The following is a 23,353-nucleotide window of genomic DNA, read 5'->3' as shown; positions in this document are numbered from 1 at the left end:
GCCGCGGCGGCGCGCGGCGCATGGCGAAGGCGGCGGCCCGGGGATCGGGGCCGCCGCCTTCGCGTACGGGGGTGCCGGCCCCGCTGGGGGTCGGTGATGTGGCCGCGGGTGCGTCCTGGCCGGTCGGGCGGTTCCCCGCGCCCTTACGGGGCGGGGATTCCTGCGGGTCGGCTCAGTACCAGCCGTTGGCCTGCCAGAAGTTCCACGCGCCGACCGGGCTGCCGTAGCGGTCGTTCATGTAGTCGAGGCCCCACTTGATCTGGGTCTTCGCGCTCGTCTTCCAGTCGGAGCCCGCCGAGGACATCTTCGAGGCGGGCAGGGCCTGGACGAGGCCGTAGGCGCCGGAGGAGGAGTTCGTGGCGTCCACGTCCCAGCCGCTCTCGTGCTCGACGATCTTCGAGAACGCCTTGTACTGGGCGTCGTCGTGGATCATCTTCTGCGCGATCGTCTTGGCCGACGCGGAGGAGGCCACCGTGGGGGCCGCCGCCTGGGCGGGACCCGCCGCGAGGACCATGCCGGTGGTGGCGGCCGCGACGGCGGCACCGGTGAGGGCCTTCTTCGGGGTGGCGAGGAGACGAATGCGGGTGGAGAAGGACACGGAGAACCTTTTCTTCGGGGACGGGACGGTCGCTCGTACGCCCTGACGTCAGCCCTGGCATGCGGCGGCGCCGAGGCCCTGCGGGGCACGTCGGCGCCTTGCGACTCCACCAATGAACCAGGCCGCCGACCCGTCCGCAATGCCCCCTTTTGCTAGTTGTGGTCGTATCCGCCGCGAAAGGTCCTTCTGTGACGTGGCTCTCAATCCGCAGGTCAGAGGCCCTTGCGCCGTGGGCATGACAGGAGCCGCGGTCTACGGTCGCGCGTAGTAGAGGACCAAGGTCCTGTGGGCCGCTTCACGAGGTGCGGCCGGTGCGCGTGACAGCAAGTAGTTGCGGCTTCTACAGAGTGCGGCCGGGCGATGTGACGGGCGCCGCACCCGCGTGGTCGCCCTCAGAACCCTCGAACGTGACCGGCGTCTCGAAGGCCGCCCTGCGCGTGGCCCGGCGGAGCGCCTTGAGGACCGTCGCGCCCAGGGTGAGGGTCAGTACGACCGTCACCGTCGCCCGGCCGAGGTCCCAGCCGAGCGAGGTGGCCAGGCAGTACGCGATGAACCGGGCCAGATTGGTGTGCACGGCGTCGTGCGCGTCGAAGGCCACGTTCGACGACAGCGCGTCCATGAAGGGCCAGCCCGCCAGATTCATGAACGTGCCGTACGCGAAGGCCGCCACGAAGCCGTACGCGGCCAGCATCGCCAGCTCGCCCCGCCCGCGCAGCCTGTCGGGGCCCGGGAGCAGCCCCGCGCCCATCGTGAACCAGCCCATGGACAGCATCTGGAACGGCATCCACGGCCCCACCCCGCCAGTGAGCAGCGCGGATGCGAACATCGTGACCGACCCGAGCACGAAGCCGAACCCCGGCCCCAGTACCCGCCCGCTGAGCACCATCAGGAAGAACATCGGCTCGATGCCCGCCGTACCGGCCCCGATCGGCCGCAGCGCGGCCCCGGTCGCGGCCAGCACCCCCAGCATGGCCACGGCCTTGGGGCCGAGCCCCGACTCGGAGATCGTCGCCGCGACGACCCCGACCAGCAGCACGAGCAGCCCCGCGAACAGCCAGGGCGCGTCCTTCGCGTGGGCGCCCACCTGCGAGGTCGGCCCGCTGAAGAAGGGCCAGGTCAGGGCGGCGAGCCCGAGGGCGCCGACCAGGACGAGGGCGGCGACGGAACGAGGGCCGAGCCGGATGGGCCGGGCCTGGGGCTGGGGGCGGGACGCCGGTCGGGCGCGGCTGCTCGTCACTGCGTGCCCCCCGTCGGCTCGGACGCGCTCAGCGCCTCGCGCACCTGGGAGACGGTCAGCCACTTCTGCGGGGAGAGCACCTTGGTGACCTGCGGGGCGAAGGACGGCGAGGCGACGACGACCTCGGCCGTCGGACCGTCGGCGACCGGTTCGCCGTCCGCGAGGATCACGACCCGGTGGGAGAGTTCGGCGGCCAGTTCCACGTCGTGGGTGGCGAGGACGATGGCGTGTCCCTCGGCCGCCAGGGCCCGCAACAGGACGACCAGACGGGACTTGGCCGCGTAGTCGAGGCCGCGGGTCGGCTCGTCGAGGAGGATCAGCGGCGGCCGGGCCGTCAGCACGACCGCCAGGGCCAGGGTGAGCCGCTGCCCCTCGGACAGGTCGCGCGGGTGCGTGTCGTCCTCGATGCCCGGAAGCAGCTCGGACACCAGGGCCCGGCAGGTGCCCGGATCGGCCCCCGCGTCGGAGTCCGCCGCCGCGCACTCCCCGGCCACCGTGTCCGCGTACAGCAGGTCCCGCGGCTCCTGCGGTACGAGGCCGACGTGCCGGACGAGGTCGGCGGGCGGGGTGCGATGGGGCTGGAGGCCGCCCACGCGGACCGAACCCGACGCCGGGGGGACGAGGCCGACGAGGGCGGAGAGAAGCGTCGACTTGCCCGCGCCGTTGCGGCCCATGAGCGCCACGGTCTCGCCAGGGGTGACGGACAGGGTGACGTCGTGCAGCACCTCGGTGCGGCCGTGGCGGACGGCGAGGCCGGTGACCACTGCGGGGGCCGCGGCCCGGGAGGCGGGGGGTGTCCCCGGCGGGCGCCTGCGGAAGAGCCGGGGGCGGCGGGCGGGTGGCGTACCGCTCTCGGCGACGGGCGGAGACGCTGGGCCGGAGCCGGAGCCGGAGCCGGAGCCGGAGCCGGAGCCGGAGCCGGAGCTGGAGCTGGAGCTGGAGCTGGAGCTGGAGCTGGAGCTGGAGCTGGAGCTGGAGCCGGAGCTGGAGCTGGAGCCGGAGCTGGGCCCGGAACCAGAGTCTGGAGCTGGGTCCGGGGCGCGCGTGCCCTCGTACGGGAGTCCCTGGAGGCGGGTCCGCAGGGGCTCCGCCTTCCGGCGGGCGTCCCGGACCGTGAGGGGCAGGGGTGACCATCCGCCGAGCCGGCCCAGGGCCACCACCGGCGGGTACACCGGCGACACGGCCATGATCTCGGCCGGTGTGCCCAGTAGCAGGGGAGCGCCGGGGGAGGGGAGGAGGGCGACCCGGTCGGCGTACTGCACGACGCGTTCCAGGCGGTGTTCGGCCATGAGGACCGTCGTGCCGAGGTCGTGGACGAGGCGCTGGAGGACGGCGAGGACCTCTTCCGCGGCGGCCGGGTCGAGCGCCGAGGTCGGCTCGTCGAGGACCAGGACCTCGGGGTGCGGGGTGAGGACCGAGCCGATCGCGACCCGCTGCCGCTGTCCGCCCGAGAGCGTGGAGAGGGGGCGGTCGCGCAGGTCGGCGAGGCCCAGCAGGTCCAGGGTCTCCTCGACGCGGCGCCGCATCACATCCGTCGGGATGCCCAACGACTCCATCCCGTAGGCGAGTTCGTCCTCGACCGTGTCCGTGACGAAGTGCGAGAGCGGGTCCTGGCCCACCGTGCCGACCACGTCGGCGAGTTCGCGGGGCCGGTGCGTGCGCGTGTCACGGCCCGCGACCGTCACGCGGCCGCGCAGGGTGCCGCCCGTGAAGTGCGGGACCAGTCCGCTCACGGCGTTGAGGAGCGTCGACTTGCCGACTCCGGAGGGGCCGACCAGCAACACCAACTCACCCTCGGGGACCGTGAGTTCGATGTCGCGGACGGTGGGCTCCGGCGCCCCGTCGTACGTCACGGAGACATCCTCGAAGCGGATCATGAGGGCTCCTTGCCGGGGTCCTGGAGAGCGGGGGCGGGGGAGAGGGGTGGGGCTGGGGATGGGGCGACGAAGGCGGGGAGCAGGCCGAGGAGGATCGCCGCCGCGGGCCACAGCGGAAGGGTCGGCGCGGTGAGGGGGACGACGCCGGGGTGCAGGGCCGCGTAGGCGTACGCGCCGGACGAGGCGTACAGGGCGAGGAGTGCCGCCACGGCCGCACCGGACGTGGCGACGAGCCACGCGCGCACGCCCCAGGTGTCCGGCCGGTACCGGGTGCGCAGCGAGCGGCGCCCGCCGAGCCACAGTCCGCCGAGGGCGGCGGCCAGTCCGGCGAGCAGCACGGGCAGACCGTAGCTGCCGCCCTCCGCGGTGAGCAGGCCGTACGCGCCCGCGCAGACCACGACCAGACCGCCGAGGGTGAGGGCGGCGGTGGTACGGCGTACACCCGGGGGCACCTCGGCGGCACGGCCGTACCCCCGTGCGTCCATCGCCGCCGCGAGGGCCACCGAGCGCTCCAGCGCGCCCTCCAGGACCGGCAGCCCGACCTGGAGCAGCCCGCGCAGACCGCGGTCGGGACGGCCGCGCAGCCGCCGGGCCGCGCGCAGCCGCTGGACGTCCGCGATCAGGTTCGGGGCGAAGGTGAGGGCGACCACGACGGCGACCCCCGCCTCGTACAGGGCGCCCGGGAGTGATTTGAGGAGGCGGGCCGGGTTCGCGAGGGCGTTCGCGGCGCCCACGCAGATGAGGAGCCCGGCGAGTTTCAGGCCGTCGTAGAGGGCGAAGACCAGGCCCTCCGCGGTGACCCGGCCGCCGACTCGGATGCCCTGCGCCCAGTCGGGGAGGGGGAGTTCCGGGAGGGTGACAAGGGTGTGCGTGCCTGGGATGGGCGAGCCGAGGAGGACGGCGAAGGCCAGCCGGATGCCGAGCACGGCGAGCGCCAGCTTGACGAACGCGCCGTAGGAACGGGCCCAGGGGGCCTCTGTCCGGCGCGCCGCCACCACGTAACCGGCGACGCCGACGAGGAGGGCGAGGAGGAGCGGGTTGGTGGTGCGGGACGCGGCGGTGCCGAGGCCCAGGGCCCAGATCCACCAGGCGCCGGGGTGGAGGGCGTTGGTACGGGTCGCGCGGGGGGCGCGGAGGCGCGGCCAGGGCGTGGCGGTGCGCGCCGCCGGGGCCCCGTCGACGCGATCGCGGGCCGCGACGGCGCGCACGCGGCTCCCGGCCCGCTCGGTCCGTCCGGTCCGCTCGGTCCCCTCGGTCTGGCCGGCCCGGCCGGTGCTCCTGGGGTGCTTGTCGATGGTGGGCATCGGTCGTGTCCCGTCAGCCGCGGCGACGGCGGGCCCGCAGGATCGCGGCCGCGCCCAGCACGGCCACGGCGGCGATCCCGGCCACCAGGCCCACCGACGGTCCGCCGCCTCCGGGCTCGCCGTCCCCGGGCTCGCTCGCCCGGCGAGGCGCCGGGGAGGCCGTGTCGGGGGAGGCCGTGGAGCGGTCGCCCGAACCGGCGCCGTCCGACACGGCCTCGCCGCAGCCCGTGCGGGGGTAGCCCGCGATGGCGCACAGCAGGGCGTTCGTGTCGTAGCGCAGCGGCTTGGCGACGGCGGCGAGGGCGTCCGCGGTCGTCGCGTCCTCGCCGACGCGGGCGCAGGCCGTACGCGGGCTCGGGTCCGGCGGTGTCGAACCGTCCGGCGCGTCGTCGGCCGTACCGAAGTCGAGGACGAGCGCGACCCGCTTGGCACCCTCACGTGCGGGCGTCTTCGCGCAGATCGCCGCGAAACCGCTCTCCCCGCGGGGCTTCGCCGAGTGCTTCGAGTCCTCGCTCACCGAGAAACGGAAGCCCTGGACGTCTCCGTCGGACGGCCGCGCGGTCGACGGGCCCTGGGTCGCGTACACCCACGTACCGCCGGCGGCGTCGCGGTCCCAGAACGACCAGTAGCGGTAGCCGACCGCCTGGGCCTGCCCCGCCGTGCCGAGTACGGCGAGCAGGGCGCCCAGGACCAGCAGGGCGGACAGGGCCGGGCGGTTGGGGGTCACGGCTGCCGCTGCTTCTTGGTACGGCTGCTGAGGAGGAAGCCGACGCCGATGCCGCCGACCAGGCCGACCCCGACGATCCACCAGACGCTGACCCCGCCGTCGTCCTCGCTCTTGTCGTTGTCGTCCTGGTCCTTCGTGTCCTGCCCGCTCTCGGCCGACGGGTCGGAGGACGCGGCCGCCGGGCCGGTCGCGCCGAGCTGCTTCACGAGGTCGGCGCCGCCGAAGTCGCGCGGGTCCGCACCCGTGGCATGCGCCGCGAAGATCAGCTGCGCGTACGCGGCCGGGCCGCTCGCCGCCGCCCAGGAGGCGGAGTTCTTCTCCAGCCAGGCCAGCGGCTTCCCGGCGTCGGCCGTCCGGCCCGCCGCCGCGAGCGCGACGACCGTGTCGGCGGTGTTGCCGTAGTCGGGCTGGTCGTCGGCGCCCGCGAGGGCGGACTCCAGGTGGCCGGTTCCGGCGACCGCGCCGACGAGGTACGCGGCGCCGTTGGCCGCCGCCTCCGCCGGGGTGGGCGAGTCGCCGCCCGCGCACTCGGCGGAGCCGGAGGGCGCGGCGGACCGCCCGTCGTCCTCGGGGTCCGCCACCAGGCCCTCGCCGAGCGCGCCGAGCACACCCGCGGCCGTGGCGTCGGGGTTCGCCGCGAGCTTGCCCTTCTTGTCGGGCTGGAAGGCGAAGGCGCCGCCGTCGTCCGCGCCGGCCCCGGCGCCCTTGCCGCAGGGGAGGGCGAGGCCGAGCAGGGCGTCGTACGGCGTCCGGTCGTCCTTGGACCGCAGGTCCCGCGTGTCGGTGTCCGCGGCCTCCAGGGCCCCGATCACGACGGCAGTCGAGTTCGTGTCGCTGGCCCCGCCGGGGAGGTAGCCCCAGCCGCCGTCCTCGTTCTGCACGGACTTCAGCCACTTCACGGCCGCGTCCGCCGCCTCGGCCCCGGCGCCGCCGGTGCCGAGCGCGGTCAGGGCCTGGAGCGCCGCGCCGGTGCTGTTCGTGTCGATCTGCGTCCTGGCGTCGCACTTCGTGGCCGGGTCCGCGCGGTAGGCCGCGAAACCGCCGTTCGCGCACTGCTGTCCGGTGAGCCAGTCGACGGCCTTCGCCGCGGGCTTCACACCCACGGTGTGCTGGGCGAGCAGCGCCAGCGACTGCCGCCAGACACCGTCGTACGTGGGGTCGGTGCTGCCGTACAGACCGGAGGGAAGCGTCAGGGACGGGGACGCTGAGGGTGACTCGTCGGCGAGGGCGGCCGGCGCGAACGCCGTGCCGATCACGGCGGTGGCGGCCAGTACCGCGGCGCTGCGGCGGACAAACATGATCGGCGGGTGCCTCTCTGTACTCAGCGGTTCGCCGAACGGGGGTGCCCCTTCGGCTCTCCCGGTGCGGGAGGAGCCGGGCAGCCCGGAGCCCCGGGCGGCTCGGCTCCGTATGCCTCGACGGTGCCGGTCACCGGCGGTGCCGGTGACACGAGCCGGTCACGTTCCGTACGGGGCAATCCGGCTTGCCGCCCGCTGGGGGCGGGGCGGCACACGGCTGCGGGTCAGCGCCGGATTTGCACCGGCTTCCCCCCGTACGAGTGTGATGACGACCTGCTCACTGTACCGGCCCGTAGGAATGCCCCTGGGGCCCGGCCGTGTGGTCCGATACCGTCGCTTTCCGGGGGAATTTAGGGGACTTAAGGGGGGATCATGAGGAATCGGGCACGGATCGGCGACCTCGTCGGGTCGGGGCGCAGGGCGGACGTCTACGCGTACGAGGACGGGGAGGCGGCCGGGGAGGACGGGGCGCCGGACGGGTCGGGCGGGGGCGGCGGGGCGTGGGTTCTCCGCCGGTACCGGGACGGGCGCGGCGATGTCTCTGACGCGGCGGCCGTCATGGAGTACGTACGCGGTTACGGCTATCCCGTGCCACGGGTGCGGACGGCCGGCTCGCGGACCGACCTCGTGCTGGAGCGGCTGACCGGGCCGACGGTGCTCGCGGCGATGGAGGCGGGCGCGCTCACGGCCGCCGAGGGCGCGGCGGTGCTCGTCCGGCTGCTGGACGAGCTGCACACGATCCCGGCCCGGCTCTCGGCCGACCCCGGCGTACGCGTCCTGCATCTGGATCTGCACCCGGACAACGTCGTTCTGACCCCGGCCGGTCCAATGGTCATCGACTGGGACAACACGGAGGAGGGGCCGCCGGGGCTCGACTGGGGCATGTCCGCGGTGCTGCTCGCACAGGTCGCGGTGGCGGAGGACGACCCGCGGGCCGGGCCCGCGCGCGACGTGCTCGCGGCGCTGCTGGCGGGGTGCCCGGATCCGGCCGTCCTGACGGGTCACCACGGGCAGCTCGTCCAAGCGCGACAACGCCGGGCCGCCGATCCGGCGACGGGTCCTGCGGAGGCCGCGCTTCTGGGCGATGCCGAGCGGTTGATCCGTGGGCTGCTCGACACGGGGTGAGGGGTCTGCCGCGAGTGGGGTGTTGGGTTGCGGACCCCGGTGGGTGCTGGCCGCGCAGTTACCCGCGCCCCTTACGGGGTGCTTTGGTGGGCTGGGTTCGGTGAAGGGGTTGTGATGTGGGTGGGCTGGCAGAGGATCAGGGCCAGGTCGTCCGTGAGGGCCGTGCCCGTGTGGGCCAGGAGGCGGGTGTACAGGGTGTCCAGGGCCTCGTCGGGGAGGGGGTCGCCCAGGGCGTGGGCCGCCTCGGTGAGGAAGGGGAAGAGCGTGCCGTCGGGAGCGCGTGCCTCGGTGAGGCCGTCGGTGTAGAGGAGGAGGCGGTCACCCGGCTGGAGGCGTACGCGGTACTGGAGCGGGTCGGGCCGCAGCCCCAACGGCAGTGCGGTGACGGCCGGTTCGAGGAGTTCGACGCGCCGGCCGGAACGCAGGGGCGCGGGATGGCCGCAGTTGACGAGCCGGACCTCACCCGGTGCGAACTCCGCGAGGAGCGCGGTGACGAAGTCCTCCGGGCCCAGGTCCGGCGCGAGACGTTCGTCCAGACCGGTCGCCAGATCCGTCAAGTCGCAGGCCGTGTGGGCGAGTTCGCGGAAGCCCGCCACCGTCTCGGCGGTCAGCCGGATGGCCTCCAGGCCGTGTCCGCGCACATCGCCGACGAGGACCCGCAGGCCGAAGGGTGTCACGGCGACGTCGTACAGGTCTCCGCCGAGCGCCGACTCGCGCACGGCGCAGTGGTAGCGCGTGGAGACGTGCGTGCCGGCGAGGTTCCGGGAGAACGGCCGCACGATGGCCTCCTGGGTGATCCGCGCGACCTCGCGCACCTCGGCGAGCTGATCGAGGAGCCGGTCCCGCTGCCGCACGGCGTGCACGGTGAGCCCGCAGCCGAGCAGCAGTTGCGTGAGGGTGACGGCGGACGGGATCCGGTCCAGCAGGAGCGCGGGGGCGGCGATGAGCACGCAGATCGCCGAAGGAGCGAGGAGCCGCGCCTCGGAGAGCTTGCGGAGGTCACCGGATACGCCGGATACGCCGGATACGCCGAATACACCGGATGCGTCGGATCGGCGAGAGCGGCTGGACCGGCCGGCCCGGCGAGAGCGGCCGGGGTCGCGCAGGCGTCGCCATCGGCCGGGCCGTGTCTTCTCGCCGGCGCGTCGCGTCTCCTCGCTGTCGCGGGTCATCCCCTCGTTCCGCCCTCTCTCCGCCACTCACGACCCTTTCTCCGCCCCGCACCACGGTCCTCGGGCGACGGTCTCCGAATATCCCCTTCCGCTCCCGCACCGACAGGGAGTTGATCGGATCTCGGCGCAATGTGCCCGGAAGTGACGGCGGGAGACCGAGTTCGTCTGCGGCTCGGGGCCCGGTTCGAAGTGGCTCGCCTACCGCGTCACACTGGCCGGGTTGCGCGATTCCGCGGGGCTCGCTCGTATGCCGTGCAGGAACCGTGCGGGGAGGGGCGTTGCCGTGCCGGAGAACACGACGGCCGAGGAGCGGCCGGGGAATCTGCCGCCGGAGGCCCGGAGCTTCGTCGGCCGACGGCGGGAACTCGCCCGGCTCGACGGGCTGTTGGACCCGGCGGACGAAGGGCACGGACGCCTGGTGACGCTCGTCGGGACCGGCGGTGTCGGCAAGACCCGGCTGGCCCTGAACGCCGCCCGCCGCGCCGCGTCCCGGTACCCGGACGGCGTCTGGTTCGTGGAACTCTCGCCGCTGCGCGCCCAGGGCCTGGTGGGCTTCGCCGTCGTGGAGGCGCTGCGGCTCGCCGACCGGTCGACGTCCCCGGTGACCGACGTGCTCGCCGACTGGCTGGCGGACAAGGAGGCGCTGATCGTCCTCGACTCCTGCGAACACGTACTCCCCGACTGCGCCGACCTGGTCCGCGCCCTCCTGTCCGCCGCGCCCGGCGTGCGGTTCCTGGCCACCAGCCGGGAACACCTCGGCCATCCGTCCGAACTCCGCGTGGAGGTCGATCCACTGCCGCTGGAAGAGGGGGAGGAAGAGGGAGAGGCGGGGGACTTCCGTGGCCGGGGAGGGCGGCCCGGTGACGCGCTCGACCTGTTCGCCCAGCGGGCCGCCGAGGCGCGTCCCGGCTTCGTGCTCGACGAGGACTCGGCCGGTCCGGCCGCCGCGGTCTGCCGCCGGCTGGAGGGCATTCCGCTGGCCATCGAACTGGCCGCCGCCCGCCTCGGCGAACTCACCCTCCGCGAACTCGACGAACGGCTCGGCGAGCGGCTGCCGTCCCCGCTCGACCTCCTCGCGGTGGGCGTCGACGAGGGGCCGCTGCGGCACCGCACCCTGCGGACGGCCATCGGCTGGAGCCATGAACTGTGCGCCCCCGTGGAGCGGCTGCTGTGGGCGAGGCTGTCCGTGTTCGCGGGCGGCTTCGACCTGGCCGCCGCCGAGGACGTCTGCTCGGGCGGCCCCCTGCCCGCCGGACGGATCCCGGCCCTGCTGGAACGCCTCGTCGAGCAGTCGATCGTGCTGCGCCACCGCACGGACGCACGGCGCTTCCAACTCCTCGACAGCGTCCGGGACTTCGGCGCCGACTGGCTGCGCGCACTCGGTGAGGAGCGCACCCTGCGCCTGCGCCACCTCGGCCACTACCGCAGTCTCGCGCGCGGCGGCTGCACGGAGTGGAACACCGGCCGCCAACTGCTGTGGTGCGAGCGTGTGATCACCGAGCACGCCAATCTCCGTACCGCCATGGACTGCGCGCTGTCCGAGCGCGACGGCCCCACCGCCCTGCGCACGGCGGCCGACATAGGTTTCCTGTGGCGCCACTGCGGCTATCTGCGGGACGCGCGGCACTGTCTCGACCAGGTGCTCACCGCCGATCCCGCCCCCGGCCCCGACCTCGTACGGGCCCTGTGGGCGAGGGCCGCGGTGGCGCTGCTCCAGGGCGACCTGGACGGCGCCGAACGCTGGGCGGCGGTGTGCATGGCGGCGGCCCTGGAACAGGGCGACGCGGTGGCGGTCGTCGGCGCCTCGTACGTCACCGGCGGGCATCTGCTCCTGCGCGGGCGGCTCGGCGAGGCGCTGGTGGTCCTGACCGGCACCGAACCGCTTCCGGTCCGCGACGACTGGCTTGGCTCCGCGCAGCTCCAGGTGCGGCTCGCGCTCTCGATGACCCACCTGCTGCGCGGGAACCTGACCGGCGCCAGGGCGGTCGCCGACGAGGTCCGCGCGGAGAGCGCGCGGCGCGGCGAACGCTGGGCGGGCGCCTTCGCCGACTGCTTCCTCGCCCAGATCGACCTGGCCGAGGGCGACCTGGCCGCGGCGGCCCGCAACGCCCGTACGGCCATCGTGGCGCACTCCCTGCTGAACAGCACCCTCGGTGTCGCCCACACCCTCGACATCCTGGCCTCGGCGGTCGTGGCGACCGGTGACGGGCACCGCGCGGCCCGGCTCCTCGCGGTCGGCCAGCGCGTCTGGGAACGCCTCGGCAGCGCCCAGCTGCAGTCACCGGACCTGATGTCCGCCCGCCGCGCCTGTGAGGACCTGGTCCACGAGAAGCTCGGCACCGAGGCGTACACGCGGGCGTACGAGGAGGGGCTGGCCATGTCGTACGAGCGGGGCATCGCCTACGCGGCGGAGGGCACCCCCGGCCCCTGACACCCGGCGTCCCGTCAGACAGCGGTCAGGCAGCGGTCAGACCGCGGTGTACGTCACCGGGTCGCTGCCCGGCACCGCCTCCGCGCGGCCCAGTTTCACCAGGCGGCGCAGATGGGCCTCCGCCTCCGAGACCGCGATGTTCCTGGAGCGGTACGGGATGTCGGCCCAGGGGCGGTTCCACTCCATCCGCCGGGCGACCTGCCACACGGTGAGCGGGGTGGAGAGAAGGGTGAGGAGACCCGTGAGGCGTTCCTCGTGGTGGTCGAGCAACTCCCGTACGCGGGACGGGGCGTCGGTGAAGGCGTGCAGATGGGCCGGGAGCACCTCGGCCGGTTCGAGGCTCCCGATCCGCTCCAGGGAGTCGAGGTAGTCGCCGAGCGGGTCGGGCTCGCTGTCGTCGTCCGGGTCCTCGTACAGCCCGATGTGCGGGGTGATCCGCGGCAGGAGATGGTCGCCGGAGAACAGCCTCCCGTTGCCCGGCAGTCGGGCGGGATGGTTCTCCTCCAGGTGGAGGCAGACATGGCCCGGTGTGTGGCCCGGGGTCCAGACCGCGCGCAGCCGCCGGCCGGCGAGGTCCAGGAGTTCGCCGGGGACGATCTCGCGGTCGGGGAGCGCGGGGGAGAGGCCGGGGAGGCGCGAGCGGGCGGTGCGCAGCGGTGCCACGTGCTCCTCGGGCGCGCCCGCGGCGGTCAGCTTGTCCGCCATGTACGTGAACCAGCGGCCGGGCCTGGTCTCGCGGGTCCGCCGCACGATGGCGATGTCGGCGGCGTGCATGGCCACCCACGCGCCCGACGCCTCGCGCACCTTGGCCGACAGTCCGTGGTGGTCCGGGTGGTGGTGGGTGATCACCACACCGTGGACCTCCCCGACGCCCGTCCCGCAGGCGGTCAGGCCCTCGGTGAGCGCGTCCCAGGAGGCCGGATCGTCCCAGCCCGTGTCGATCAGCACCGGTCCGCGGTCGGTGTCCACGACGTACACGAGGGTGTTCCCGAGGGGGTTGTCCGGGATGGGGACCTCGACGGACCGTACGCCGCCGCCGTGATCGGTCACCTGTGGCATGGGCTCCCCTGTCGCCGACTCCCGACTCCCGGCCAACTATAACTAGAACCGGTTCCAATGGGAGTGGTGTGCGGTCCGTGGACTCCGCCAAGTGGAACTGGTATCAGTTTCAGTGGCGCAGTTCTGATACACCGTCAGGAAACGTCCCCGGAGAGGCAGTCGGTCATGACCGAACTCGTGGAACACGCACAGCTGTTCATCGGCGGCGAGCTGACCGCTCCCAGCGGCAGGGACGTCATCGAGGTGGTCTCCCCGCACACCGAGGAGGTCATCGGCCGGGTGCCGCACGCCTCGCGTGAGGACGTCGACCGGGCCGTCGCGGCGGCGCGCACCGCCTTCGACGAGGGGCCCTGGCCGCGGATGTCCCTCGACGAGCGCATCGAGGTGGTCACCCGGATCAAGGACGCGATCGCCGTACGGCACGAGGAGATCGCCCGGGTCATCTCCTCCGAGAACGGCTCCCCGTACTCCTGGAGCGTCCTCGCGCAGGCGCTGGGCGCGATGATGGTGTGGGACGCGGCGATCACGGTCGCCCGGGACTTCACGTACGAGGAGACGCGCGACGGAGTGCTCGGGAGGATCCTCGTACGGCGTGAGCCGGTCGGGGTCGTCGCCGCCGTCGTCCCGTGGAACGTGCCGCAGTTCGTGGCGGCGGCCAAGCTCGCGCCCGCCCTGCTGACCGGCTGCACGGTCGTCCTCAAGCCGTCGCCCGAGTCGCCGCTGGACGCGTACATACTCGGCGAGATCACGAAGGAGGCCGGGCTGCCGGAGGGGGTCCTGTCGATCCTGCCGGCGGACCGCGAGGTGAGCGAGTACCTCGTCGGGCATCCCCGGATCGACAAGGTCTCCTTCACGGGGTCGGTCGGGGCGGGCCGCCGTGTCATGGAGGTCGCCTCGCGCAACCTCACCCGTGTGACCCTGGAACTGGGCGGGAAGTCGGCGGCCGTGGTCCTGCCGGACGCGGACATCGACACCTCCGTGCCGGGCATCGTCTCGGCGGCGTGGATGAACAACGGCCAGGCGTGTGTCGCCCAGACCCGCATCCTGCTGCCGCGCTCGCGCTACGACGAGTTCGCGGAGGCGTTCGCGGCGGCGGCGAACGCGCTGGTGGTCGGCGACCCGCTGGATCCCGCGACCCAGGTCGGCCCGCTGGTCGCGCGGCGACAGCAGCAGCGCAACCTCGACTACATCCGCATCGGGCAGGAGGAGGGCGCCAAGATCCTCACCGGTGGGGGGCGGCCGGCCGGGCTCGACCGCGGCTGGTACGTCGAGCCGACGCTCTTCGGTGACGTCGACAACTCCATGCGGATCGCCCGCGAGGAGATCTTCGGGCCGGTGATCTGCCTGCTCCCCTACGGGGACGAGGCGGAGGCGGTGAAGATCGCGAACGACTCCGAGTACGGGCTGAGCGGGAGCGTGTGGACGGGGGACGTGGCGCGGGGTGTGGAGGTGGCCCGGCAGGTGCGTACCGGTACGTACTCCGTGAACACGTTCAGTCTCGACATGCTCGGTCCGTTCGGCGGCTACAAGAACTCCGGGCTGGGGCGGGAGTTCGGGCCCGAGGGGTACGGGGAGTACCTGGAGCACAAGATGATCCACCTGCCGGCCGGGTGGGAGGGCTGAGGTGGGCGACCGCTGGCGGGTCGAGGTGGACCGGTCGCTGTGCATCGGGTCCGCGCAGTGCACGCATGTCGCCCCGGCGGGCTTTCGGCTCGACTCCGCGATGCAGTCCCATCCGACGGAGCCTGAGATGGACGCCGGGGAGGAGATTCTTGAGGCGGCGGAGGGGTGTCCTGTGGAGGCGATCATGATCGCGCTGGTGGGGAGCGGGGAGGTGGTGTTTCCTCCGGAGGAGTGAGGGTTGGTCGCGCCGTTCCCCGCGCCCCTGAAGGGCGAAAGCCCGGTGCGGAGGCGGGGTGTCGGGTGCGGGCGCGTCGGGGTTGCTCGCGCCGTTCCCCGCGCCCCTTGAAGACGGGGGTTGGTCGCGCCTTCCCCCGTGGGTCTGAAAGCCGGAAGACCGAGGGCTACTCGGGGTTTGTCGTCAGGTCGATCAGGCGGCAGACCGTTTCTATGTCGATTTTGACTTGCGCGATCGACGCTCGGCCCGAGAGCCAGGTGATCAGGGCCGAGTGCCAGGTGTGCTCGATCACGCGGACGGCGGAGAGCTGGGCGGGGGTCGGGTCGTCGAGGCCCATCGCGTCGAGGATGATCACCGTCGTCTGGCGGGAGACCTGGTCGACCTCCGGACTGACGCTGCGGTCGGCGAACGTGAGCGCCCGCACCATCGCGTCCGCGAGATGCGGCTCGCGCTGCAGCGCGCGGAAGGCGCGCATCAGCGTCTCCGCGACCCGCTCCGCCGCCGTGTCGCCCGACGGCGGTTTCTTGCGGAGCGTGCCGTGCATATGGGCCAGCTGGTCCTGCATGGTCGCGACCAGCAGATGCACCTTCGACGGGAAGTAGCGGTAGAGCGTGCCCAGGGCCACCTGGGACGACTCCGCGACCTCGCGCATCTGCACCGCGTCGAAGCCGCCCCGGCTCGCCAGCTGCGCGCTCGCGTGCAGGATCCGCCGTCGTCGCGCCTCCTGGCGCTCGGTGAGCGGGGGAGTGACCGGCTGCGCCGCCCGTACGGGCGGCTGCGCGGCCTTCGCCGCAGTCTTGGCTTCCGCAGGCATGGATCCCGTTCCGTGACGTTCGTACAACAGAGGGCGGTGGTGCTGGCGGGGGCGGGTCGGGTGACAGCAGAGTAGAGGTCCCGCCGTGGCGTGAATCACCCGATCCACCGCTCACAGGAGGGCTACCTGCCGGTAGATTCAGTGCTCCCTGAACGATCAAGTCTGAAACTTGTTCTAGATTACCGTCCCGAAGTAATCTCGCGGGAACGTGCTGGAAGAAGGGGGCCGAGAGTGACCCATGAGGCCATGGAGGCAGGCCTCCACGAGGGCTCGGCCGCCGACGCCGACCGACCGCTGCGCATCGCGCTCCTCACCTATAAGGGGAACCCGTTCTGCGGCGGTCAGGGTGTCTACGTACGTCACCTCTCGCGCGAGCTGGCCCGGCTGGGCCACCACGTCGAGGTGATCGGCTCGCAGCCCTACCCGGTGCTCGACGAGGGCGAGGACCTGGACGGGCTCTCCCTCACCGAGCTGCCCAGTCTCGACCTGTACCGCTCGCCCGACCCCTTCCGCACCCCGAAGCGTGACGAGTTCCGTGACTGGATCGACGCCGTCGAGGTCGGCACGATGTGGACCGGGGGCTTCCCTGAGCCGCTGACGTTCTCGCTGCGTGCCCGCCGCCATCTGCGGGCCCGGCGCGGCGACTTCGACGTCGTGCACGACAACCAGACGCTGGGGTACGGGCTGTTGGGGGATGTGGGCGCGCCGCTGGTCACCACCATCCACCATCCCATCACCGTGGACCGGCAGTTGGAGCTGGACGCCGCCGGGAGCCGCCGCAAACGGATGTCCGTCCGCCGCTGGTACGCGTTCACGCGCATGCAGAAGCGTGTCGCGCGCCGCCTGCAGTCGGTGCTCACCGTCTCCGGCACGTCCCGCCAGGAGATCGTCGACCACCTCGGCGTACGCGACGAGCGCATCCACGTGGTGCACATCGGCGCCGACGCCGATCTCTTCTCGCCCGATCCGTCCGTGCCGAAGGTGCCGGGCCGGATCGTCACCACCTCCAGCGCGGACGTCCCCCTCAAGGGCCTCGTCTTCCTCGTCGAGGCGCTCGCCAAGGTCCGTACCGAGCACCCCGCCGCCCACCTCGTGGTCGTCGGCAGGCGCGCCGAGGACGGGCCGGTCGCCCAGCTCATCGAGCGGTACGGGCTGGAGGACGCCGTCCAGTTCGTGAAGGGCATCTCGGACGCGGAACTCGTCGACCTGGTCCGGTCCGCCGAGGTCGCCTGCGTGCCCTCCCTGTACGAGGGGTTCTCGCTGCCCGCCGCCGAGGCGATGGCCACCGGTACGCCCCTGGTGGCCACCACCGGCGGAGCCATCCCCGAGGTCGCGGGCCCCGACGGCGAGACCTGCCTGGCCGTCCCGCCCGGCGACGCGGGAGCGCTGGCCGCCGGCCTGAGCAGGCTGCTGGGCGACCCCGGCCTGCGTGAACGCCTCGGCGCGGCCGGACGCGCGCGCGTCCTGGAGAAGTTCACCTGGGCCCGCGCCGCCGAGGGCACGGTGGCCCGCTACCGCGAGGCGATCGCCGACGCCGGCCGCGCCACGGACAAGGCCAGGCGCCGTGCCGCGGCCCGCCCCGCCTCCCCGCGTCCCGGCCGCTCCACCCCCACCCGGGAGACGGACCCGGCCTCCGTCACCCCCGGGCCCGCGGCGCCCACCACCCCCATGAACACGGCGGCCCCCGCCGCCCCCGTGGACACCCCTCACCGCGAAAGCAGGACCACGTGCTGACCGTCGACTTCTCCCGGTTCCCGCTCGCCCCGGGGGACCGAGTGCTGGATCTCGGATGCGGGGCCGGACGCCACGCCTTCGAGTGCTACCGGCGCGGCGCCCAGGTCGTCGCGCTGGACCAGAACGGCGAGGAGATCCGCGAGGTCGCCAAGTGGTTCGCCGCGATGAAGGAGGCGGGCGAGGCACCGGAGGGCGCCACCGCCACCGCGATGGAGGGCGACGCGCTGCGGCTGCCCTTCCCCGACGAGTCCTTCGACGTCGTCATCATCTCCGAGGTGATGGAGCACATCCCGGACGACAAGGGCGTACTCGCCGAGATGGTCCGCGTGCTCAGGCCCGGCGGCCGGATAGCGATCACCGTTCCGCGCTACGGGCCCGAGAAGGTCTGCTGGTCGCTGTCGGACGCCTACCACGAGGTCGAGGGCGGCCACATCCGCATCTACAAGGCGGACGAACTGCTCGGCAAGATCCGTGAGGCGGGCCTGCGGCCGTACGGCACGCACCACGCCCACGCGCTGCACAGCCCCTACTGGTGGCTCAAGTGCGCGTTCGGCGTCGACAACGACAAGGCGCTGCCGGTCCGGGCGTACCACAAGCTCCTCGTCTGGGACATCATGAAGAAGCCGCTCGCGACCCGGGTCGCCGAGCAGGCGCTCAACCCGCTGATCGGCAAGAGCTTCGTGGCGTACGCGACCAAGCCGCACCTGCCCGCAGGTGCCGTCGCCGCGGCGACGGCCGGCACGGCGCCCGCGGACGCTTCGTGACGACTCCGCGCACCGAGCACCTCGTCCTGACAGGAGTGCTCACCGCGGAAGAGGCCGCGCAGACCGTCCGGGGCATCCTGGCCGTGCAGCGCGCGGACGGTGCCATCCCCTGGTTCCGCGGTCACCACCTCGACCCGTGGGACCACACCGAGGCCGCCATGGCCCTGGACGCGGCCGGCGAGCACGAGGCCGCCGCCCACGCGTACGAGTGGCTGGCCCGCCACCAGAACGAGGACGGCTCCTGGTACGCGGCCTACGCGGACGGGGACGCGGCCGACGTCACCGACCGCGGGCGCGAGACCAACTTCTGCGCGTACATCGCCGTCGGTGTGTGGCACCACTACCAGGCGACCGGCGACGACACCTTCCTGGACCGCATGTGGCCCACCGTGTTCGCCGCGGTGGAGTTCGTGCTGGCACTGCAGCGGCCGGGCGGCCAGATCGGCTGGAAGCGCGAGGACGACGGCACGGCCGTCGAGGACGCGCTGCTGACCGGGAGTTCGTCCGTCCACCACGCGCTGCGCTGCGCGCTCGCCATCGCCGAGGAGCGCGAAGAGCCGCAGCCCGACTGGGAGTTGGCGGTGGGCGCGCTGCGCCACGCGATCCGCAGGCACCCCGAGCGGTTCCTCGACAAGGACCGCTACTCGATGGACTGGTACTACCCGGTGCTGGGCGGCGCGCTGACGGGCGACGAGGCGAAGGAGCGCATCGAGCGGGACTGGGACCGGTTCGTGGTCCCGGATCTCGGCGTGCGCTGCGTGGTGCCCAACCCGTGGGTGACGGGCGGCGAATCGGCCGAACTCGCCCTGGCCCTGTGGGCCGTGGGCGAGTCCGACCGTGCCCTGGAGATACTGCAGTCCATCCAGCACCTGCGCGACCCGGCGACGGGCCTGTACTGGACGGGGTACGTCTTCGACTCACGGGCGATCTGGCCGGAGGAACTCACCTCGTGGACGGCGGGCTCCCTGCTCCTCGCCGTGGCCGCACTGGGCGGTGACGAGGCGACCTGCGCGGTCTTCGGCGGCGACCGCCTGCCGTTCGGACTGGACCCCGACTGCTGTCAGTAGGGGCGAGGGCCGCGAAGCGACCAGGGGTGGGTCAGCTGCGTACGCGGTTGGCGATCGCGTGCCCGACGAAGAGGTAGACGACGGCTGCGAGACCGTAGCCCGCGACGACCCGTGCCCACTGCTCGTCGAACGTGAACAGGTCGTGCGACCAGCCGGCGAGCCAGCGTGCGCAGTCGTGGATGAACTGGACGAACGAGTTGCCCTGGTTGGCGTCCAGTAGGTACATCAGGATCCACAGGCCGAGGATGAAGGCCATGATGTCGGCAACGATGGCGACTACGCGGCCGGCTGAATGGGAACCGTTGCGATATCGAGAGGACATGTCATGCGGGTAGCCCTTGAATCCCGTATGAAACCTCGGGTTTTCGGCGTGATGGTTCGTCAGCCCTTACTCTGGATCTCAACTGCCGTTCGCCGTGTGGTGGTTCGGAGGTAAGTACGGTCGCCGACGATCCAGCCCCACAGTAGGGGGAGACGCCGGTGCCCGCGAACAGAGCCGAAAGACCCGCCAGGTCCGCCAGATCCGTCAGGTCCATGAGATCCGCGAGGCCGGCGAGACCTGCGGGGGCAACGGGAGGTGCCGGAGCCGCCCGGCCCGATCCCCCCGCCGGCGCCCCCGGGGAGGAGCCCCGGCTCGCGGTCGGCGGACCCGTCCGGAGCCGGCTGCGCCGCACGCTGGCCCTCGCACTGCCCGTCCCCGTCGTCGGCCTCGTCCTGCTCCTGGCCTCGGGCCGGCTGACGCTGCCGCTCGACCGGATCGTCACCATCGAGGCGAAGATGGCCTCCAAGCGGGACTTCTTCGAGAATCCCGAGGTCCGGCGCATCCTCATGAAGCACGGCTTCCGGGTGCACATCACGAGCATGGGCTCCCGGGACATCGCGACACAGGACGCCGCTGGGTACGACGTCGTGTTCCCCTCCGGACAGCCCGCCGCGGACCTGATCACCCGCGAACGCGCGAAGGCCGGAGACCCGGCACTCACCTACCGGCCCTTCGTCAGCCCCATCGTCCTCGCCACCTACCGTGAGTACGCCGAGACGCTGGACGAAGCGGGCATCGCCGAGCCGCAGTCGGCCGGTACCGCCGGTGACTCCTCCGAGCCGCTGTACTACAGGCTCGACATGGGCAAGTTCCTGCAGCAGACCAAGCAGGGCAAACGCTGGGACGACCTCGGCATCAAGAAGCACGGCGTCCACAACGGCAACAAAATCCTCGCCCAGACCTCCGACGTCTGCGACTCCAACTCCGGCGGCACCTACCTCGGCCTCGTCTCCTTCGTCTGGCACGGCAACGATGCCCCCGGCAACGCCAAGGACGCCGACAGATACGCCCGGGACATCAAGGAACTGCTCATCGAACAGGGCCTGCCGGGCTCCGAACGAGCCGAGACCTATCTGTCCGTGGACGGCAAGAGCATCGCGCCGATCTCGGTGATCTACGAGCACCAGTTCCTGGCCCACCAGATCCGCTACGAGGCCACGCACGGCACGCCGGACCACGGCCGCGTCCTGCTCTACCCCTCGACCCGGTTCGTCACCGAACCCCAGCTCGTCGCCCTCACCAAGGACGGCGAACGGCTCGGCGAACTGGTCACGAAGAACCCCGAACTCCAGCACAAGGCCATGGAGTTGGGCTTCCGCGTCCGGGACGCCACCAGTGGCTCCACCAGTGACCAGCTGGCGGCCTTCCTGACGGAGCGCGACATCCAGGTGCCGGTCACCTCGGCCGACGACACCAAGGCCGTCCTGCCGCGCCTGTCCCTCCTGGAACGCATGATCCAGGCCGTCGGCGAGTGCCCGCCCCCGCAGAAGGGCGCCAAGTGAGGGGCCGCCTCGGCGCGCTGACCCTGTGCCTCACCCTGGCCATGACCACCGCCGCCTGCTCGGGCGACGACGAGGACCCGACCACCCTGCGCGTCCTCGCCGGTCCCGACCTCGCCGTACTGGAGCCACTGCTCGACGAGTTGCGGTCCGAGACCGGGGTCGAGCTGGAGATGGACTACCAGGCCGACGCCGACACCGGCGAGGCGCTGGCCGCCGCCGGAAAGGACGGTGGCCGCCACGAGGCCGCCTGGCTCTCCACCGACCGCTCCTTCCAACTGCGCCACAAGGACGCCGCCCGGGGGCTGCTGCGCACCCCGACCATGCTCTCGCCGGTCGTGGTGGGCCTGCGCCCGGACGCGGCACGCGCACTCCACGCCAAGTCCCCCGGCGACGAGTTGAGTTGGGCCGACCTCGCCGACGCCGCCGCCACCGGGACCGTACGCTTCGGCATGGCCGACCCCCGGCAGACCGGGACCGGCCTCGCCGCACTCGTCGGCGTCGCCACCGCGGCGGCCGGCACCGGCGGGGCCCTGCGCGAGGCCGACGTCTCCTGCGACCGGCTGCGAGGCTTCCGCTCCGGGCAGCGGATCACCGCCGCCTCCACCCGCGACCTGCTCGACGACTTCACCGACCGTCCCGGCACCGCGAACGCGCTCATCACCTACGAGTCCGACCTCCTCGCCCTCAACTCCGGCGGCCGGCTCAAGGAGAAACTGGAGATCGTGCGCCCCAAGGACGGCACGGTCCTCGCCGACTTCCCGCTGCTCCTCCTCGACCCGGACCGGCGGGCCGCCTACGACAAGGTCGTGGCGTGGCTCCGGCAGGACTCCGTACAGCGGAAGATCATGCGGACGGCACAGCGGCGCCCGGTGAACCCGTCGGTCGCGCGCGAGGGGCCGCTGCGCGCACCCCTCGGCAACGCGCTCTTCTTCCCCGACCGGCCGGGCGTCCTGGAACGCCTCCTCGACGACTACGGCGACCCCCGGCGCCGCGTCGCCGACCAGGTCGTCTTCCTGCTCGACTTCTCCGGCTCGATGCGCGGCGCACGCATGGCGGAGCTGCGCAAGGCCTTCGCCGACCTCAGCGGCGCGGACGCCTCGGCGACGGGCGCCTTCGCCCGCTTCTACCAGGGTGAGCGGCTGACCGTCGTACGGTTCGGCGGGCACGTCCTGGAGGAGCGGACCGTCACCGTCCGGGGGCGGCGGGACCTCCGCACCCTCGCCGACGTCGTCGCGCGCGGCGGCTACGGCGACGCGACCGCCGTCTGGACCGCGCTCGACCACGGCTACCGCACGGCGTCCGCCGCGGTGGCCGCCGAACCCGAACGGTCCGTGTCCATCGTGCTGATGACCGACGGCGAGAACAACGCGGGCATCGCGTACGAGGAGTTCGTACGCCGTTACGAGGCGCGGTCCGCCGGGACCCGGACCGCGGTCCACACCTACCCCGTGCACTTCGGGGAGGCGGACGCCGTGGCCCTTCGTCGCGCCGCCGCGAGGACGGGCGGGCGCATGGTGGACGCGGACGCGCGGGGCTCTTCCCTTTCCGAGGCATTCAAGGAGATCCGTGGCTGTCGTTGACGCGCAGTGGTGGGGTGTGTGGTGGCCGTGGATGACGGTGTGGCTCGTCACCGCCGCCGGCCTGGTGACGCTCGGCGCCGTACTGGTGCGGCACGTGCGCGAACGCCGGCGCGGGCGGCGGAGCGTGGGGCAGCGGTCCGCGTACAGCGTCTGCTTCTACCTCGACGAGAAGGCGGTGATGGACCTCTACCGGATCGGCAACTACAGCGCGGCGCTGGAACAGGCCGTCGAACACCGCACCAACGTCAACACCAGCGTGGGGCTGTGGGGCAGGCTGTTGCCGTGGACCGTCAAGGCCAACCGGGATGTCACGCAGGAGAAGTTCAGCAGCTACGTGGCCAAGAGTGAGCCGATCTCCGTCATCGGGATGCTGCTGGACGCGTTCGAGCGGGCCGATGTCATCGTCCACGCGGACCTGCGCACCGGGGACGTGATCCCGAACCGCGCCCTCGCCGAGTCCCTCGGCCCGGGGGCCGGCCTCGGCGGGGTCGCGCTCAGCGACATCGAGGAGTTCGTCTCGCTGAGGGGGCGCTTCCTGGTGGAGCCGGAGACGGACGCCGGGTCGGCGCAGGAGATCGTGCTGCGCGCTCCCTACGGCGACGACCCCGAGCGGCCCGCGCACGTCCGCGTCACGTGCGCGGCGGGCGGTCTGCGCAACGAACGCTTCAACAACGTCTCGTTCCAGGCGCGCTGCCTGGGCAAGATGACAGGCTGGCACCCCGACACCCGAGAGGTCACGCTGGAAGCGATAGCGATTTTCCGCTGACCGATGCATTGCCCGTGCGGGCGAGCGGGGGCCGGCTGCGCAGTTCCCCGCGCCCCTGGGGGGTGGGGGTTGCGCTCGGGGGTCGGGTGGGCGTGAGCTGTGGTTGGCTGCGCAGTTC

At 72.8% G+C, this 23,353-nt stretch carries 20 protein-coding genes; 10 read left to right on the top strand and 10 right to left on the bottom strand.

Features of this window, described 5'->3' with window-relative positions; genetic code table 11:
- Nucleotides 1-172: 172 nt before the first annotated feature.
- From IE278_RS34695 to IE278_RS34670, 6 genes are all read right to left on the bottom strand, one after another.
- The gene (locus tag IE278_RS34695) at nucleotides 173-598 is read right to left on the bottom strand and encodes an aggregation-promoting factor C-terminal-like domain-containing protein (RefSeq protein WP_246571129.1); all 426 of its coding nucleotides are present in this window, start codon (nucleotides 596-598) and stop codon (nucleotides 173-175) included.
- 340 nt (nucleotides 599-938) lie between these two features.
- Nucleotides 939-1,835, bottom strand: a complete 897-nt coding sequence (locus IE278_RS34690) for an ECF transporter S component (RefSeq protein WP_189778366.1) — start codon at nucleotides 1,833-1,835, stop codon at nucleotides 939-941.
- Nucleotides 1,832-3,712, bottom strand: a complete 1,881-nt coding sequence (locus IE278_RS34685; RefSeq protein WP_189778364.1) for an ABC transporter ATP-binding protein — start codon at nucleotides 3,710-3,712, stop codon at nucleotides 1,832-1,834. Before IE278_RS34685 ends, IE278_RS34690 begins: the two co-directional genes overlap by 4 nt.
- Nucleotides 3,709-5,016 carry an energy-coupling factor transporter transmembrane component T gene (locus IE278_RS34680; RefSeq protein WP_189778360.1) on the bottom strand — a complete coding sequence of 436 codons (1,308 nt, stop codon included), beginning with the start codon at nucleotides 5,014-5,016 and terminating at the stop codon, nucleotides 3,709-3,711. Before IE278_RS34680 ends, IE278_RS34685 begins: the two co-directional genes overlap by 4 nt.
- A 13-nt stretch (nucleotides 5,017-5,029) precedes the next feature.
- Complete coding sequence (locus IE278_RS34675) at nucleotides 5,030-5,743, bottom strand: SCO2322 family protein (RefSeq protein WP_246571125.1); 714 nt, start codon at nucleotides 5,741-5,743, stop codon at nucleotides 5,030-5,032.
- Nucleotides 5,740-7,041 carry an SCO2321 family membrane protein gene (locus IE278_RS34670; protein WP_189778358.1) on the bottom strand — a complete coding sequence of 434 codons (1,302 nt, stop codon included), beginning with the start codon at nucleotides 7,039-7,041 and terminating at the stop codon, nucleotides 5,740-5,742. The genes IE278_RS34675 and IE278_RS34670 overlap by 4 nt, the downstream gene beginning before the upstream one ends.
- A 372-nt stretch (nucleotides 7,042-7,413) precedes the next feature.
- Between IE278_RS34670 and IE278_RS34665 the strand changes: the two genes are divergently transcribed.
- On the top strand, nucleotides 7,414-8,166 hold the full coding sequence (locus IE278_RS34665) for a phosphotransferase (RefSeq protein ID WP_189778355.1): 753 nt from the start codon (nucleotides 7,414-7,416) through the stop codon (nucleotides 8,164-8,166).
- Nucleotides 8,167-8,237: 71 nt separating this feature from the next.
- On the opposite strand, the gene IE278_RS34660 is transcribed toward IE278_RS34665, so the two are convergent.
- Nucleotides 8,238-9,116 carry a PP2C family protein-serine/threonine phosphatase gene (locus tag IE278_RS34660; protein ID WP_246571121.1) on the bottom strand — a complete coding sequence of 293 codons (879 nt, stop codon included), beginning with the start codon at nucleotides 9,114-9,116 and terminating at the stop codon, nucleotides 8,238-8,240.
- 505 nt (nucleotides 9,117-9,621) lie between these two features.
- Between IE278_RS34660 and IE278_RS34655 the strand changes: the two genes are divergently transcribed.
- A complete protein-coding gene (locus IE278_RS34655) occupies nucleotides 9,622-11,769 on the top strand; it encodes an ATP-binding protein (RefSeq protein ID WP_246571118.1) in 2,148 nt (715 codons plus the stop codon).
- A 36-nt stretch (nucleotides 11,770-11,805) separates the two neighbouring features.
- On the opposite strand, the gene IE278_RS34650 is transcribed toward IE278_RS34655, so the two are convergent.
- The gene (locus IE278_RS34650; protein ID WP_189778350.1) at nucleotides 11,806-12,828 is read right to left on the bottom strand and encodes a Strvi_7410 family MBL fold metallo-hydrolase; all 1,023 of its coding nucleotides are present in this window, start codon (nucleotides 12,826-12,828) and stop codon (nucleotides 11,806-11,808) included.
- 165 nt (nucleotides 12,829-12,993) lie between these two features.
- On the opposite strand from IE278_RS34650, the gene IE278_RS34645 reads away from it, so the two are divergent.
- On the top strand, nucleotides 12,994-14,451 hold the full coding sequence (locus IE278_RS34645) for an aldehyde dehydrogenase (RefSeq protein WP_189778348.1): 1,458 nt from the start codon (nucleotides 12,994-12,996) through the stop codon (nucleotides 14,449-14,451).
- A gap of 1 nt (nucleotide 14,452) precedes the next feature.
- On the top strand, nucleotides 14,453-14,686 hold the full coding sequence (locus tag IE278_RS34640) for a ferredoxin (RefSeq protein WP_189778345.1): 234 nt from the start codon (nucleotides 14,453-14,455) through the stop codon (nucleotides 14,684-14,686).
- A 166-nt stretch (nucleotides 14,687-14,852) separates the two neighbouring features.
- Here the strand turns inward: IE278_RS34640 and IE278_RS34635 are convergent, their stop codons facing one another.
- Nucleotides 14,853-15,500 carry a TetR family transcriptional regulator gene (locus IE278_RS34635; RefSeq protein WP_189778344.1) on the bottom strand — a complete coding sequence of 216 codons (648 nt, stop codon included), beginning with the start codon at nucleotides 15,498-15,500 and terminating at the stop codon, nucleotides 14,853-14,855.
- Between the two features lie 231 nt (nucleotides 15,501-15,731).
- Here IE278_RS34635 and IE278_RS34630 point away from each other — a divergent pair, with 231 nt between their 5' ends.
- From IE278_RS34630 to IE278_RS34620, 3 genes are read left to right on the top strand one after another with little or no spacing between them, the layout of a single operon-like run.
- A complete protein-coding gene (locus IE278_RS34630) occupies nucleotides 15,732-17,234 on the top strand; it encodes a glycosyltransferase family 4 protein (protein ID WP_189778342.1) in 1,503 nt (500 codons plus the stop codon).
- Nucleotides 17,228-17,998: a class I SAM-dependent methyltransferase gene (locus IE278_RS34625; RefSeq protein WP_189778340.1), complete on the top strand. Its 771-nt coding sequence runs from the start codon at nucleotides 17,228-17,230 to the stop codon at nucleotides 17,996-17,998. The genes IE278_RS34630 and IE278_RS34625 overlap by 7 nt, the downstream gene beginning before the upstream one ends.
- Nucleotides 17,995-19,065 (top strand): glucosidase family protein, encoded by a 1,071-nt coding sequence (locus IE278_RS34620; protein WP_189778337.1) that lies wholly within the window; start codon nucleotides 17,995-17,997, stop codon nucleotides 19,063-19,065. The genes IE278_RS34625 and IE278_RS34620 overlap by 4 nt, the downstream gene beginning before the upstream one ends.
- A gap of 31 nt (nucleotides 19,066-19,096) precedes the next feature.
- On the opposite strand, the gene IE278_RS34615 is transcribed toward IE278_RS34620, so the two are convergent.
- Nucleotides 19,097-19,387, bottom strand: coding sequence for a hypothetical protein (locus IE278_RS34615; protein ID WP_189778335.1), 291 nt, complete (start codon nucleotides 19,385-19,387; stop codon nucleotides 19,097-19,099).
- Between the two features lie 212 nt (nucleotides 19,388-19,599).
- On the opposite strand from IE278_RS34615, the gene IE278_RS34610 reads away from it, so the two are divergent.
- Genes IE278_RS34610 through IE278_RS34600 form a run of 3 tightly spaced genes read left to right on the top strand, consistent with a single transcriptional unit; the run spans nucleotide 19,600 to nucleotide 23,235 of the window.
- The gene (locus IE278_RS34610) at nucleotides 19,600-20,889 is read left to right on the top strand and encodes a hypothetical protein (protein ID WP_246571115.1); all 1,290 of its coding nucleotides are present in this window, start codon (nucleotides 19,600-19,602) and stop codon (nucleotides 20,887-20,889) included.
- Nucleotides 20,886-22,469: a VWA domain-containing protein gene (locus IE278_RS34605; RefSeq protein WP_246571111.1), complete on the top strand. Its 1,584-nt coding sequence runs from the start codon at nucleotides 20,886-20,888 to the stop codon at nucleotides 22,467-22,469. Before IE278_RS34610 ends, IE278_RS34605 begins: the two co-directional genes overlap by 4 nt.
- Nucleotides 22,456-23,235, top strand: a complete 780-nt coding sequence (locus IE278_RS34600; RefSeq protein ID WP_189778333.1) for a hypothetical protein — start codon at nucleotides 22,456-22,458, stop codon at nucleotides 23,233-23,235. Before IE278_RS34605 ends, IE278_RS34600 begins: the two co-directional genes overlap by 14 nt.
- Nucleotides 23,236-23,353 lie beyond the last annotated feature (118 nt).

It is taken from the genome of Streptomyces tauricus (genome assembly GCF_014650955.1).
Classification (GTDB): Bacteria; Actinomycetota; Actinomycetes; order Streptomycetales; family Streptomycetaceae; genus Streptomyces; species Streptomyces tauricus.
The sequence above is the reverse complement of the archived record's forward strand: the minus strand, read 5'-3'. Positions and strand labels throughout refer to the sequence as shown.